This is a genomic window from Tritonibacter sp. SIMBA_163 (assembly GCF_046535935.1).
Lineage (GTDB): Bacteria > Pseudomonadota > Alphaproteobacteria > Rhodobacterales > Rhodobacteraceae > Epibacterium > Epibacterium scottomollicae.
On the sequence record NZ_JAWJBP010000329.1, the window covers coordinates 1 to 278 of the forward strand.

The window sequence follows — 278 nt, forward strand, 5'->3', positions numbered from 1 at the left end:
CTGCGAATTGTGGCGAAGGCACTTCGTCCAGTAATGGTGCGCCTGTTCCCCGAAGTGCCGGCGGACCATCCAGCGATGGGCGCCATGATCCTGAACCTCTCGGCCAACGTGCTAGGGTTGGGAAATGCGGCGACCCCATTCGGCATTCGTGCGATGCAGCAACTGGATACGCTGAATCCGCACAAGGGAACGGCCACCAATCCGATGGTGCTGTTCCTGGCAATGAACACCTCCAGCGTCACGCTCCTTCCGACCGGAGTTATCGCATTACGAGCCGC

At 60.1% G+C, this 278-nt stretch carries 1 pseudogene; it reads left to right on the forward strand.

The features are described from left to right. Positions 1-33 precede the first annotated feature (33 nt). Positions 34-278 (forward strand): annotated as a pseudogene (locus R0J92_RS22605) (spore maturation protein); the annotation flags it as partial.